General features: G+C 33.2%; 15 protein-coding genes and 1 tRNA gene. 6 read left to right on the forward strand and 10 right to left on the reverse strand.

What is annotated here, in order from left to right:
• Window positions 1-11 precede the first annotated feature (11 nt).
• The 6 genes from AC2H4K_RS06085 to AC2H4K_RS06110 all read right to left on the reverse strand — a co-directional run bounded on the left by AC2H4K_RS06085 (window position 12) and on the right by AC2H4K_RS06110 (window position 3,916).
• Window positions 12-647 (reverse strand): ExbD/TolR family protein, encoded by a 636-nt coding sequence (locus tag AC2H4K_RS06085; RefSeq protein WP_281140382.1) that lies wholly within the window; start codon window positions 645-647, stop codon window positions 12-14.
• 6 nt (window positions 648-653) lie between these two features.
• Entirely contained in the window at window positions 654-1,094 is a 441-nt protein-coding gene (locus tag AC2H4K_RS06090; RefSeq protein WP_281140383.1) for a hypothetical protein, read from the reverse strand.
• A 17-nt stretch (window positions 1,095-1,111) separates the two neighbouring features.
• Window positions 1,112-1,882 carry a MotA/TolQ/ExbB proton channel family protein gene (locus AC2H4K_RS06095; RefSeq protein WP_281140384.1) on the reverse strand — a complete coding sequence of 257 codons (771 nt, stop codon included), beginning with the start codon at window positions 1,880-1,882 and terminating at the stop codon, window positions 1,112-1,114.
• A 75-nt stretch (window positions 1,883-1,957) separates the two neighbouring features.
• Window positions 1,958-2,045 (reverse strand) — tRNA-Ser (locus AC2H4K_RS06100).
• Window positions 2,046-2,120: 75 nt separating this feature from the next.
• Window positions 2,121-3,146, reverse strand: a complete 1,026-nt coding sequence (locus AC2H4K_RS06105) for an asparaginase (RefSeq protein WP_281140385.1) — start codon at window positions 3,144-3,146, stop codon at window positions 2,121-2,123.
• A gap of 2 nt (window positions 3,147-3,148) precedes the next feature.
• On the reverse strand, window positions 3,149-3,916 hold the full coding sequence (locus AC2H4K_RS06110; protein WP_281140386.1) for a TatD family hydrolase: 768 nt from the start codon (window positions 3,914-3,916) through the stop codon (window positions 3,149-3,151).
• Between the two features lie 49 nt (window positions 3,917-3,965).
• Between AC2H4K_RS06110 and AC2H4K_RS06115 the strand changes: the two genes are divergently transcribed.
• Both AC2H4K_RS06115 and AC2H4K_RS06120 read left to right on the forward strand, forming a co-directional pair.
• Window positions 3,966-4,406 carry a retropepsin-like aspartic protease gene (locus tag AC2H4K_RS06115; protein WP_493742975.1) on the forward strand — a complete coding sequence of 147 codons (441 nt, stop codon included), beginning with the start codon at window positions 3,966-3,968 and terminating at the stop codon, window positions 4,404-4,406.
• Window positions 4,407-4,471: 65 nt separating this feature from the next.
• On the forward strand, window positions 4,472-5,095 hold the full coding sequence (locus AC2H4K_RS06120; protein ID WP_493742976.1) for a response regulator: 624 nt from the start codon (window positions 4,472-4,474) through the stop codon (window positions 5,093-5,095).
• Window positions 5,096-5,599: 504 nt separating this feature from the next.
• Here AC2H4K_RS06120 and odhB read toward each other — a convergent pair.
• The gene (gene odhB, locus AC2H4K_RS06125) at window positions 5,600-6,856 is read right to left on the reverse strand and encodes a 2-oxoglutarate dehydrogenase complex dihydrolipoyllysine-residue succinyltransferase (RefSeq protein WP_281140389.1); all 1,257 of its coding nucleotides are present in this window, start codon (window positions 6,854-6,856) and stop codon (window positions 5,600-5,602) included.
• A gap of 43 nt (window positions 6,857-6,899) precedes the next feature.
• Entirely contained in the window at window positions 6,900-9,656 is a 2,757-nt protein-coding gene (locus AC2H4K_RS06130) for a 2-oxoglutarate dehydrogenase E1 component (RefSeq protein WP_281140390.1), read from the reverse strand.
• A 114-nt stretch (window positions 9,657-9,770) separates the two neighbouring features.
• Between AC2H4K_RS06130 and AC2H4K_RS06135 the strand changes: the two genes are divergently transcribed.
• Together AC2H4K_RS06135 and AC2H4K_RS06140 are read left to right on the forward strand one after the other, a co-directional pair.
• Window positions 9,771-10,316: an alpha-ketoglutarate decarboxylase gene (locus AC2H4K_RS06135; protein ID WP_493742977.1), complete on the forward strand. Its 546-nt coding sequence runs from the start codon at window positions 9,771-9,773 to the stop codon at window positions 10,314-10,316.
• Window positions 10,317-10,428: 112 nt separating this feature from the next.
• Complete coding sequence (locus tag AC2H4K_RS06140; RefSeq protein WP_281140392.1) at window positions 10,429-10,839, forward strand: hypothetical protein; 411 nt, start codon at window positions 10,429-10,431, stop codon at window positions 10,837-10,839.
• 44 nt (window positions 10,840-10,883) lie between these two features.
• Here the strand turns inward: AC2H4K_RS06140 and AC2H4K_RS06145 are convergent, their stop codons facing one another.
• Both AC2H4K_RS06145 and AC2H4K_RS06150 read right to left on the reverse strand, forming a co-directional pair.
• On the reverse strand, window positions 10,884-11,234 hold the full coding sequence (locus AC2H4K_RS06145) for a hypothetical protein (protein ID WP_281140393.1): 351 nt from the start codon (window positions 11,232-11,234) through the stop codon (window positions 10,884-10,886).
• A complete protein-coding gene (locus tag AC2H4K_RS06150; protein WP_493742978.1) occupies window positions 11,234-12,208 on the reverse strand; it encodes a polyprenyl synthetase family protein in 975 nt (324 codons plus the stop codon). Before AC2H4K_RS06150 ends, AC2H4K_RS06145 begins: the two co-directional genes overlap by 1 nt.
• Before the next feature lie 120 nt (window positions 12,209-12,328).
• Between AC2H4K_RS06150 and AC2H4K_RS06155 the strand changes: the two genes are divergently transcribed.
• Window positions 12,329-12,937 (forward strand): TetR/AcrR family transcriptional regulator, encoded by a 609-nt coding sequence (locus AC2H4K_RS06155; protein ID WP_431110843.1) that lies wholly within the window; start codon window positions 12,329-12,331, stop codon window positions 12,935-12,937.
• A gap of 6 nt (window positions 12,938-12,943) precedes the next feature.
• Entirely contained in the window at window positions 12,944-14,290 is a 1,347-nt protein-coding gene (locus AC2H4K_RS06160) for a TolC family protein (RefSeq protein ID WP_493742979.1), read from the forward strand.
• Window positions 14,291-14,310 lie beyond the last annotated feature (20 nt).

Here is a 14,310-nt window from a genome sequence, read left to right on the forward strand (position 1 = left end):
ATTTATTTCTTTTAACTTTTATCTGGTTCTGCTTCAGATAATTTCATTGGGAATAATTTCTTAATAGTCTCTAAACGCTCATTAAGAACTTCATCCTTACTAAATTGATTCTTTTCCTTCTCTTCCAACATTGCTTGATATACGTTGTCAGCGTCTGGATAATATCTCTTATATAATCTTTCTGCTTCACGCTCTCTCAAGTAGTTGTATGCTGCAACAAGTTCGTTCTGCACTTCAACATACTTTTCGTAAGTCGTCTCTCTATCGTGCTTCATGGAAATGATTGCCTTATCTGGGTGATCAGAAGAACTTTCTGAACGTTCACCCTTACAGTAATCACAACTTTCTCCTGCTGCATTGGTTCCACCTCCATTATCTAAGAAATCTATTGCAGCTTGTCTTAAATCCGTTAATTCCATTTGCTCATCTTCTACAAGCAATTGGTTTCTTCGGTTAATAAGCACTGTAAATAAGTTCTTTTGCTTAATAATTGGCGGTTCTACTTGTGAGTCATCAATTGGTGGCAAACTTCTTAATAAACCTTTATCTTTTTCAATTGTTGTTGTTACCAAGAAAAAGATAAGTAGTAAGAAGGCAATGTCAGCCATTGATCCTGCGTTTACTTCGGGTGCTGCTCTTTTTGCCATATACTCTTATTTACTAATTACTTTTTTAACTCCAGAGAATATCATTGATACAGCAGCTACAGCTAGTAATATATAGAAAGCTACTAAGCCAGCACCAACCATTGTAGATTGTCCTGCTGTTGCAAATCCGTCCTCTAATTTGTATTGCATGGTATCACCTCCAGATACAACATAAGCTATAATTAGTACAGCAGCAAAAGCACCAATACCAATTAAGGTGTTTTTTAGACCAGATGTATTTGTAAAAAGGTTTTTGATAACAAAAACAATTACGAATAATAAAACTAGTCCTAAGATGATATAAGCAACCCATGCCATTGGATCGACAAGACCAGCTTTTTCACCTGTCTCGATTGCTTCGTCACCAGCAGCAATAATTCTAACTAAGGATACAATACCCACTAAACTTAGAACTGCGGCAACTATTTTTAATATTTTATGTAACATAATTTATTTGGTCTTTTTTATTTTTTGTGTCTTACTAGTAAGTCCATCAATGTGATTGATGCATCTTCCATATCATTAACAATACTATCGATTTTAGCAATGATATAGTTGTAGAAAATTTGAAGTATGATAGCTACAATAAGACCAAATACTGTAGTTAAAAGTGCTACTTTAATACCACCAGCAACTAAAGATGGTTGCATATCACCAGCAGCTTCAATTTTATCGAAAGCTTGAATCATACCAATTACCGTACCCATGAAACCAAGCATTGGTGCAAGAGCGATAAATAATGAAATCCAAGATACATTCTTTTCTAGTTGTCCCATTTGAACACCACCATAAGCTACCACAGCTTTTTCAGCAGCATCGATATCTTCGTCTGCTCTGTCTAAACCTTGGTAAAAAATAGAAGCAACAGGCCCTTTTGTATTTCTACACACTTCCTTAGCAGCTTCAATACCACCTGAATTTAATGCATCTTCTACATTTTGCGTTAATTTCTTAGTATTAGTAGTTGAAAGGTTTAAAAAGATAATTCTCTCAATAGCGATAGCTAAACCAAGAATTAAACATAATAGTACAATACCCATAAAGCCTGGACCACCTTCAATAAAACGCTTTTTTAATTCTTGGTGAAAACTCAAATCTTCGGCAGGTTCTTCTGACGTCTCTTGAGCTACACTCGTTACTGTGGCTGTTGTAGATGCTAATGTTGTTGCATTTGCGTTAACAGTTCCGATAGCCATTAAAAATGTTATGGCAAGGATAGAAAATAATCTTTTCATTGTTCTTAATCTTAATTTTATTAGTTAAAGTGTTAAAGATAAAAAAAATAATGCAATCCTAGGCTAAATTAACAGCAGAGAGGAAGGGATTCGAACCCTCGATACCCTTTTGAGGTATACACACTTTCCAGGCGTGCGCCTTCGACCACTCGGCCACCTCTCTGTGAATTTTACTAGAAAATTACAGTATGGCAAATAACGAAAAAAACTTCAAACACTAAAATTTAAACTGTTATTTTTAGGACATTTCTCCTCTTAGAGACGTTTCAAAAACTACTTTAAATTCTTGAGGTGGTATTTTTTTTCCGAGAAGATACATCAGTTTTGTAATTGCTGCTTCTGTAGTGATATCATTTCCAGATATTACGCCGATTTTTTTGAGTTTTGAACTTGTTTCGTACTGACCCATCGACACACTTCCACCTGCACATTGGGTTACATTAATTATATACAATCCATTTGAAATTGCATGCTTCAATAAGTTAATAAACCACTTTTCTGTAGTTGCATTACCCGAACCATAAGTTTCAATGATTAATCCTTTAATCAATTTGCTTTTTAAAACCGCTTCTAATATTGGTCTAGAAATTCCTGGAAACAATTTTAACAATCCAATATTACAGTCCATTGACGTATGTACAATTAAGCCCTTTTTCTCTTCAGGTTTATTGAGAAATTCAGAATTAACTTTTAAGTGCACTCCTGATTCTGCTAAAAAAGGATAATTAAATGAGCTGAATGCTTCAAAATGTTCAGCGTTTATTTTAGTAGTTCGGTTACCTCTGTATAATTTGTATTCAAAATAAAGACCAACTTCTCTAATTACAGGCACACCATCATTTTGTAACGATGCCATTTGAATAGATGTAATAAGATTCTCTTTGGCATCGGTTCTCAGATCTCCTATTGGTAATTGCGATCCTGTAAATATTACGGGTTTAGATAAATTCTCTAACATGAAGCTTAAAGCTGAAGCTGAATAACTCATGGTATCACTTCCGTGCAGGACGACAAAACCATCAAATTTTTGATAATTTGATTCAATGATTTCAGCGATATCTATCCAATATTTTGGACTCATATTAGATGAATCAATAGGCTCATCAAAAGAAATGGTTTCTATATTACAATCCAGAAGTTTTAATTCTGGAATTCTATCTAAAAGATTATGAAAATCGAATGCTTTCAGAGCACCTGAATCAGCATCCTTAATCATTCCTATAGTTCCTCCTGTATATATAAGTAAGATATTAGGCTTTCCCATAATTAAATTCCAAATACGTCTTTTGAGTTTTTTGTAGTAATACGTGCAACTTCCTCTTCACTGATATCATAAAGTTCAGACAATTTCTCTACAACCTTATTAATATATGCACTTTCGTTACGCTTACCTCTAAATGGTTTTGGTGCCAAATAAGGTGAATCGGTCTCTAATACAATATGCTTTAAATCTATTTGATTGACATACTGATCAATCTTTCCATTCTTAAACGTAACCACTCCTCCAATTCCTAGTTTCATGTTATATGAAATAGCTTTTTGAGCCTGTTCTAAAGTTCCCGTAAAGCAATGAAAAATGCCATATAAATCATCACTTTTCTCAGATTCTAGAACTTCAAAAATCTCGTCAAAAGCTTCTCTACAGTGAATTACTATTGGAAGTTTATATTGCTTTGCTAGATTAATTTGATGTTTAAAGGCTTTTATCTGAATATCTAAAGTAGATTGATCCCAATACAAATCAATACCTATCTCTCCCACAGCAAAAAACTTTCTTGAAGCTAATTGCGCTTCAACATGAGCTAGTTCTTCAAGATAATTTTCCTTTACATATGTAGGGTGCAAACCCATCATTAAAAATACATGCTTAGGAAAATCCTTTTCGAGTTGGTACATAGATTCTGTATAAGAAGAATCTATTGCAGGAATAAAAAAGCGCTCAACATTATTGGTAATGGCTCTGTTGATCATTTCAGCTCTATCGTCATCAAAAGCTTCACTATATAAATGGGTATGGGTATCGGTAATAATCATAGTGCAAAAGTAATCGAATTAGAATATTATATTTGCACAAATTCTAAAAATGGATACGTTAAAAGAATTCTTAATTGATAAAGGTTACTCTAAGGTAAAATTGAAATTTACCAAAACCAATCACTTTGAAATTAAAGCTACAATTAATGGCATTAAGGGTCGTTTTATCCTAGACACAGGTGCTTCAAGTAGTTGTGTAGGTTTTGAAGCTATTGAGCGTTTTAACCTTAAGGTTAAGGATTCTGAAATAAAGGCCGTAGGAGCTGGAGCCTCTGACATGTTGACCAAGATTTCAAAGTCTAACGATTTAAAAATAGGCAGATGGAAAAAAAAGCAAGTGGCTCTTATTCTATTTAATCTAGCTCACGTTAACAATGGTCTTATAAATCATAATGCAGAACCTGTTGATGGTATTATTGGAGCTGATGTTCTAAAAAAGGGTAAAGCTGTTATCGATTATCAAAAAAAATACCTCTATTTAAAGTTGTAAGTATTCTCTATTACTAAGTTTCTTTTTATATTTATATTTGATTTCTTACAAAGATTAATAGCTAAATGGATCCATCTATAATCATCGCTGATGACCACCCCTTAGTACTTAAAGGTCTGAACGATTTTTTGAACGAAAACAATTATAATGTGCTTGCAAGTGCTAAAAACGGAAAAGAAGCTCTTGCTCTTATTAAAGCACACGTTCCTGATATTGCCATTTTAGATATTAGTATGCCTTTTTTAACGGGATTAGAAATTGCTGAAAAATGCAAAAAGGAAAAACTTTCAACAAAAATAGTGCTGATTACTTTTGAAAAAGATGAAGCCATATATAACAAAGCAAAGTCTCTTGGTGTTTATGGCTACGTTCTTAAAGAGTTTGCTTTAGAAGAAATAGAAAACTGTATAAACAGCGTCACTAGAAATAAATCATACTTTAGCCCTGAACTTATTGAACATATTGAAGCTAACCAAGCACCTGAAGAACTTCAATCTCTAACTAATGCCGAGCTTAACATCCTAAAACTCATAGGAAAAAACAAAACAGCTACAGAAATAGCCGATAAATTATTTATATCCGTTAGAACTGTAGAAAAACATAAAAGTCACATAAGATCAAAGCTTAATCTTGATTCTAAATCAGCTAGCTTATACTTATTTGCCAAAGAAAACATAGAATACCTTTAAAAAATACGTAGTTCTACGTATAGCATTATATTGATTAATTTCTGAAATTTACAGTAATTATTAATTAAGGGTTAATAACGAGCTATTAATTAGTTCTTAGGGGATTATTGGCCTTGGACCGTCCGTCCAAGGCTTTTTTTATACAGGAAATTCAAAAAAAACAAAAAATACGTAAAGTTACGTATAGTATTATGTTGTTATTATTCAGAACTTTACATCAGCTATTAATCAAAGCCTCAATGAATTTCAAAGCTCTGTATTAAGATCTTTAATTCAGAGCTTTCTTCTAAAACATTAAAGGTTATGCAAACAATGAAAAGTAATGCCACAAGAGACAAGTTGTTTATTTTATTATTAGTTATAAGTTCAGTAATCGTAATTTCAGCAAATATTGCTGTAAATTTCTTTAGTTAATTTTAGTTAGTTACTCTGTTAGTTAGGAGTAAAAAAAGCGCAATTTGATTAATTGCGCTTTTTGTTTTTATAGTCTTATGTTAATTATGCTTACAACTCTAAAGCTTTTTTAACATCATTGTTCATCAATAACTCTGTTGGGTTTTCTAAAGCTTCTTTAACAGCTACTAAGAAACCTACAGATTCTTTTCCATCAATAATTCTATGATCGTAAGATAAAGCTACGTACATCATAGGATGAATTTCAACCTTACCATCAACAGCGATAGGACGCTCTATAATATTATGCATTCCTAAGATACCACTTTGAGGAGGGTTAATAATTGGCGTAGATAACATACTACCAAATACACCACCATTAGAAATTGTAAATGTACCACCTGTCATTTCATCAACAGTAATCTGCCCATCTCTAGCTCTAAGCGCCAAACGCTTCACCTCAGCTTCTACACCTCTAAATGTTAAGTTTTCAGCATTTCTTATTACAGGAACCATTAAACCTTTTGGCCCAGATACCGCTATACTCACATCTACAAAATCGTAAGAAATCATTTCCTTACCATCTATCATAGAGTTAACCGCTGGATATTCTTGTAAAGCTCTTACAACAGCAAGCGTAAAGAAACTCATAAAGCCAAGACCAACACCATGCTTAGATTTGAACTCTTCTTTATACTGATTACGTAACTCAAAAATAGGTGTCATGTTAACCTCGTTGAACGTAGTTAACATTGCTGTCGTGTTTTTTGCTTCAACTAAACGCTCAGCAACTTTACGACGTAGCATTGACATTTTACTACGAGACTGACCTCTATTACCTCCTGTTGGAGTTCCCATAGAAGGTACAGCTTTTACTGCATCTTCCTTAGTAATACGTCCGTCTTTTCCTGTACCTGTAACAGCACTGGCATCAATACCTTTTTCAGCTAAAACTTTTTTAGCAGCAGGACTTGCAGTACCTGATGCATATGTTTTTTCAGCAGGATTAGGTGCTTTTGCACCAGTATCTTTAGCTGATTCTTGTTCTTTCTTTAAATCTTCCTCTGCATTAGCATCATTTCCGCCTTCGTCACCACCTTTAAAAGTAGTTGATGCTCCAGCTTTAGGTTCTGCACTAGTATCTATTAAACAAACAACAGCTCCAACAGCAACCGCATCACCTTCTTCTGCCTTTAATGTAATTGTACCACTTGCTTCCGCAGGTAATTCTAAAGTTGCTTTGTCACTATCTACTTCTGCAATAGCTTGGTCTTTTTCTACATAGTCTCCATCTTGAACTAACCACTCTGCTATTTCTACTTCAGTAATTGATTCGCCTGGCGAAGGCACTTTCATTTCTAAAATCATGGACTTTTATTTTATTATGCTCTAATTTGAGTTGTATTAATGTTTATCTCTGGTTGTTTTTTGTTTTATCAAAAACGTAATCTATAACTTCTTTATGTCTAATTTTTGAACGTGTAGAACTACCTGCTGCTGGTGCACCGTAAGGTCTTCTGCTAGCTGCTCTGAATTCTTTAGCTTCATCCAAATGCATTAGAAGATGACTGTAAGCACCCATGTTTCTAGGTTCTTCTTGAGCCCAAACAATATCTTCAGCGTTGTTATACTTTTTAATTATTTCTCTTATATTTTCAACAGGAAGTGGGAATAATTGCTCTATTCTAACTAAAGCCACATCATCTCTTTCTAATTTTTCTTGCTCCTCTAATAAGTCATAATAGAATTTACCCGTTACAAATACTAAAGTCTTAATTTTATCTGCTTTTGCTGAAGTATCATCAATTAACATTTGGAAACTTCCGTTTGCAAATTCATCTACTGAAGAAACTACTTTAGGATGACGTAATAAACTCTTTGGTGTAAATACAATAAGCGGCTTTCTGTAATTAGCTTTCATCTGTCTTCTCAACAAATGGAACATGTTAGCTGGCGTAGTACAATCTGCAACAAACATATTATCTTTTGCACACAGTTGTAAGTAACGCTCCATACGAGCTGATGAATGTTCCGCTCCCTGACCTTCGTAGCCATGAGGCAATAACATTACCAATCCGTTTTGGATTTTCCATTTATCTTCAGCTGCAGAAATATATTGATCTAGCATAATTTGAGCTCCATTACTGAAGTCTCCAAATTGCGCTTCCCAAATTGTAAGTGTATTAGGACTTGCCATAGCATAACCATAATCAAAACCTACAACACCATATTCTGAAAGTAGTGAGTTGAAAATATTGAATTGACCTTGATTTTCAGAAACATTCTTTAAAAGAATGATTTCCTCTTCACTGTCTTCTACTTTCACTACAGCATGACGATGAGAGAAGGTTCCACGCTCTACATCTTGTCCAGAAATTCTAACATTGAAACCTTCTTCTAAAAGTGTTCCGTATGCTAAATGCTCAGCCATAGCCCAATCTAATCGGTCTTCATCAAACATAGTTTGACGAGACTCCACTAATCGTTGAATCTTACGAATAAACTTTTTATCTTCTGGTAAGTTAGAAATGACTTTAGTAATCTGTTCTAAAGTTTCTTTAGGAACTGTTGTGTCAACAGGTTCCATCATCTTTATCTCAGTTACATTAGTAAAACCTTTCCACTCTTCCTGCATAAATGCAGTAATTTCTGTTTTATCTTCTTTACGAGAATCTTCTAATTTCTCTTCTAATTGTTCTTTATACTTAGCTTCTATGTGTTGAACATAACCTTCATCAATAACTCCTTCTTTCAACAATCGCTCTGCATAAATATCTCTTGGATTTTTATGCTTTGCTATAGCTTTATATAATAATGGTTGTGTAAACTTAGGCTCATCACCTTCGTTGTGACCATATTTTCTGTAACCTAACAAATCGATAAATACATCACGCTTAAATTTCATTCTAAACTGTAATGCAAATAAAGCAGCATGTACTACTGATTCTGCATCATCTGAATTCACATGAAGCACAGGAGACAATGTTACTTTTCCAACATCTGTACAATACGTACTAGATCTTGCGTCTAAATAATTAGTTGTAAAACCTATTTGGTTATTCACTACAATATGAATGGTTCCGTTAGTTTTATAACCATCTAACTTAGCCATTTGTACTACTTCGTACACTAAACCTTGACCAGCAATTGCGGCATCACCATGCACTACGATAGACAGTACTTGAGATGCATCTTCTATTTCAACTTTGTCTTGTTTAGCTCTTGTAATACCTTGTACCACGGCACCAACAGTTTCTAAATGCGATGGGTTTGGTGCTATGTTTAGGTTTATCTTTTTATTGTTATAGGTTTCACGATTACTTGTCCATCCTAAATGGTATTTTACATCACCATCAAAAACTTCTTCCTCATAATCTTTTCCATCAAATTCACTAAAAATATCTTTAGCAGATTTACCAAAAATATTTGTCAATGTACTTAAACGACCTCTGTGCGCCATTCCCATAACAAATTCTTTAACACCTTGGTCAGCTGCTCTTTCAATAATAGCATCAACTGCAGGAATTAAAGATTCATTACCTTCTAAGGAGAATCGTTTTTGCCCAACATACTTTGTATGTAAAAATGATTCAAACGATACCGCTTGGTTTAGCTTCTTGAGAATATATTTTTTCTCATCAGCTGTAAACTTCGGATGATTATCGTTGATATTTAGCTTTTCTTGAATCCACTGAATTTCTTCAGGTTGTCTTATATACATATATTCTACACCAATAGAATCGCAATAAATACTTTCTAAATGGTCTATAATAACCTGAAGTGTTGCCGACCCAATACCTAAAACCTCACCAGCAGAAAACTTAGTATTCAAATCGTTTTGGGACAATCCGAAATTTTCTATCTCTAAGGTTGGAGCGTACTTTCGTCTTGCTCTAACTGGGTTGGTTTTTGTAAAAAGGTGACCTCTATTTCTATAGCCATCTATAAGTTTTAGAACCTGAAATTCTTTTTGAAGTTGTTCTGGTATTTGAGCAGAAACACCTTCAACGATTTCTCCATCTAGTCCATAATTTTCTGAACCAAAATCGTAACCTTGAAAAAAGGCACGCCAACTTGGTTCTATTGAATCAGGATTTTTTTGGTATTGTTCGTATAAATCAGCAAAGTATGCTGTATGTGCTGCGTTGAGAAAGGAATATTTATCCATTATTTTTTATGAGACGTTGTCGTTTCAACAAAATTTATTCAAAAATACAACTTTTACTAAACATAGATATCGTTTTATTATATTTATAACAAATAGCAAATAACTATTTTCAATATGACAAATAATAATTCAAATAAGCTTAGAAAAAATATTATAATCAGCCTTTTCGTCTGTTTTTTTATCAGTTCTTCATTTTCTCAAAATCTGGACTCAAATTCTAGTACCTTTTGGCAAAACGTACAGTTTGGAGGTGGCCTTGGCCTTAATTTTGGCGATGGCTTTTTTAGTGGTGCCATTGCACCTAATGCTATTTATAGATTTAGCCCATATGTTGCCACTGGAGTTGGATTAAATTTTCAATATAGCTCACAAAAAGATGTTTTTAAATCTACTGTTGTTGGCGCTAGTGTATTGGGACTATTTAATCCTTATAGAGAGTTACAAATCTCAACCGAGTTTGAACAACTTCATGTTAATAGAGATTTTGATCAAAATTTTGTGCTCAACGAAGATGACGAGTATTGGTATCCTGCTTTATTTTTAGGATTAGGCTACAGCAATGGTAACGTGACTTTTGGTATTAGGTACGACATATTGTATGATGAAGATAAAAGTATTCAAAACCAAGCATGGATGCCTTTTGTGAGGTTTTGGTTTTAGAAAAAATTCTCAAATTTCAATAAAGGATAAATTGAATAACATAGCAAAAAGATTACTTTTTTATTGGGCAACAAGTTTTATTATTGCAGCTACTTTCTATAATATTTTGCGGATGATAATGCCCAGCCATAAAGTGTTTGGCGCACTATTCAGAATGTTTTTATACCATTGGGAATATCCTATTTCATTTATTGCTATACCGTGTTTTTTCTATGGGATCTTGGCAACAATATTTACTAAAACCTTTATAAAACAAACAATAACTAAGCAAATTCTACTTACCCTTTTGATAATATCTCTAACAATTCTTCTAAGTTCACCTTTTGGCGGAATATTATGGCATTATTACGATATGAAAGCAGGTTATTTCCCTTCAAACTGGATTTTTAAAATGATAAAAAATGGCTTTGTACAAGGCTTTAAAATTGGTTGGCTTATAATTCTACTATCTTTTCCTTACAATATATTAGGCGCTATTGCTTGCTATTTTTTAACAAAAAAAGGAAGTAAATTACTTACTTAGACCAGAATAAGTATTTACACCCATGAAAAGGACAAAGTAGGCTTCTATTTGTACTTTGCTTTATACCATACCTTTTGCCATTCACGTTGAAGAATTAAAAACGTGACCTCATCAGATAATTGAACTACATCACTTCCATCTAAAGCTTTGATTTTAGATTCAGATACATCTATTATATAAAGTAAATTAAGATACTCTGAAAATTTGTTCTGAATGAGATGAAATAATGTCTCTTGTAATACAAGTTTTAGGCTTGTAGGTAAAGTGTCTTCATTAAATTCTAGATCCACATTAGCATACAGTAAATCTTTATTAAGCTGAAAAATCAATTTCTTGTAAAGATCCAAGCTATTAGCTTCTTCTATCAAAGCATCAAAAGTAGCTGGTAAATTCATTAAACCTTTCTATTCATTAATTGCTCACCAAATAATTGCAAGAGTTGCTTTTTCTCTTCTGAGATATTTAAGCCTTTCAACACTTCAAAAGCTTTATTGGTATAATCCTTAACTGCTCTTTGAGTAACTTCAGAAGCTCGTGAACTGTTGTAAAGTGATTTTACAGATGCTATTTTTTCACTTTCAGAAATGGAATCGTTATTGATAATATTCAACAAACTAGATTGTTCCTTTTCAGTTCCTAATTCTAGAGTCTTTAAATACAAATACGTTTTTTTGTTTTCTAGAATATCTCCTCCTACTTGCTTACCAAAGGTTTCTGGATTACCAAAAGCATCTAAATAATCATCTTGAAGCTGAAAAGCAATACCTAGATAGCGTCCAAAATCATAAATACCATCTTGATCTTGTTCTGAAGCTTCGGCTACAATGGCTCCCATTTTCATAGCTGCACCAACCAAAACCGCTGTTTTATACTCTATCATTTTAAGATATTCGGGTATTGTAACGTCGTTTCGTGTTTCAAAATCAATATCATATTGCTGCCCTTCACAAACCTCCAACGCTGTTTTGCTAAATAACTTTGCTAAAGATTGAAATATTTTTGGTTCATAATTTTCAAACAATTGATAGGCTAAAATCAACATGGCATCTCCTGAAAGAATACCTGTGTTAATATTCCACTTTTCATGTACAGTTTGTTGACCTCTTCTTAAAGGAGCATCATCCATAATATCGTCATGAACCAAAGAGAAGTTATGAAACACCTCAACAGAAAGTGCCGCATCTAATGCCTTTTTCGCCTGTACACCAAAAACTTCAGCAGTCATTAGAGTTAAAACTGGTCGAAGTCGTTTTCCACCTAACTTTAATATATAATTAATAGGAGCATAAAGATTCTCTGGCTCTTTACTAACTGCAAAATCCTCTAAATACTTTATAAAGGACTTTTGGTAAGCTTCAATGTTTTGCATAAGACAAAAATAATGCTTTCGGTAAATTTAAAGCTAAGATTACCAATGTTAAATAATTATTAAAACGCAGGAAACTTTTTTTATTTTTAAAGTTTCCTGTTGTAGATTTGCGCCTTAATTATGAAACACAAAATTTTAAAAACAGCTGTTGATATGTTCTTAAACTATGGATTTAAGAGCGTAACTATGGATGATATTGCTAACGAAATGGGCATATCAAAGAAAACCATCTATGTGCATTTTCCAAACAAAACCAAATTGGTAGAAGCTACAACATTATATATGTTTGAAACCATTTCTTGTGGTATTGATCATATATGTGCATTAGAAAAAAATCCCATTGAGGAGGTTTTTGATGTGAAAAAATTTGTGATGGAACATCTGAAAAACGAAAAGTCCTCTCCACAATACCAGTTACAAAAATATTATCCTAAAATTTTTGCCTCGTTGAAATCTAAACAGTTTGAAGTGATGCAAGGTTGTGTGATAGAAAACTTAAATAGAGGTATTAAACTTGGTCTATACAGAGACAACATTAACGTTAATTTTATTTCAAGAATTTACTTCAACTGTATGGTAACTCTTAAAGACCAGGAATTATTTCCTTTAAAAGCTTTTTCTATGAACACTTTAATGGAATATTATTTAGAATATCATCTTAGAGGTATTTGTACTCCAAAAGGATTAGAAAAATTAAACAAAATCTTAGAAATCAATCAAAATCAATAATACCCAATGCGAAAAACACTCATATTAATTACATGTTTATTTGCAATTGCCATAGGTGTTTCTCAAGAGCAACCTACAAGTTTTACTTTACAAGAAGCTATCGATTATGCACTAGAGAACAATAGACAAGCCAAAAATGCAGCTAGAGATATTGAAGCTGCTAAAAAACAAAAATGGGAAACCACTGCAACAGGCTTACCTCAACTGAGCGCAAATGCGAGTTATCAAAACAATTTAAAACAACAAGTGTCTTTAGTACCTGCTGAATTTTTTGGAGGACAGGAAGGCGATTTTGCTGAAGTAGTTTTTGGCACCAAGCAAAATGTTAATGCAACAGCAACACTAAACCAGCTAATATTTGACGGATCTTATTTAGTTGGCCTTCAATCTGCTAAGGTGTTTTTAGAAATTTCAAAAAATGCTAAAGAGAAAACAGATTTAGAGGTAAGAAAAAATGTGATTAATGCTTACGGCAACGTACTACTTTCCGAAGAAAGCGTACTTATTTTAGAAAAAAACATTGAAGTTTTAGAGAAGAATCTTAACGAAACTACCAAAATCTATGAAAATGGTCTAGAAGAAGAGGAAAGCGTTGAGCAATTGCAAATAACACTGTCAAACCTAAGAAGTAATCTCAACAATTCCATTCGTCTTAGAGGTATTGCTTACCAAATGTTCAACATTACATTAGGTATAGACTATGCTGCTAAAATAACGCTGACTGAGAATTTAGAACAACTCACACAAAAGAATATTTCTTTAGAAACTTTAGAATTAGAGAATGATGTAACAGCAACTATTGATTATAAAATTGCAGAAAACGACAAAAAGTCTAAAGAACTTTTACTAAAATTAGAAAAAACCAGAGCACTACCAACGCTTAGCGCATATCTTAATGGTGGCTATTTAGGGTTTAGTGATGAGTTTACATTTTTAGACAAAGAACAAAGTTGGGCTGGTTTCTCTGCATTTGGTTTTAACCTCGATATCCCAATTTTTAGTTCTGGTAAAAGAAGCGCTGCAACTCAACGTGCAAAAATTAATCTTGAAAAATCACAAGATGACCTTACCGAAACAGAACAACGTCTAAAATTACAGATTGAAACAGCAAAAAGTAATTACCAATTTGCTATTGAAGACTATCAAAACAAGCAAGAAAATCTAAAACTCGCAGAGCGTATAGAAAACAAAAATCAAACGAAGTTTTTTGAAGGTATTGGTTCTAGTTTTGAGTTACGCCAAGCACAAACGCAGCTCTATACTGCTCAGCAAGAATTATTACAAGCCATGCTAGACGTTATTAATACCAAAGCAGAGTTAGAAACAGCACTAAACACCATTTCACCAAAATAATCAATCAAAAGAAACGAATT

The organism is Winogradskyella sp. 266wxhm, assembly GCF_058964685.1.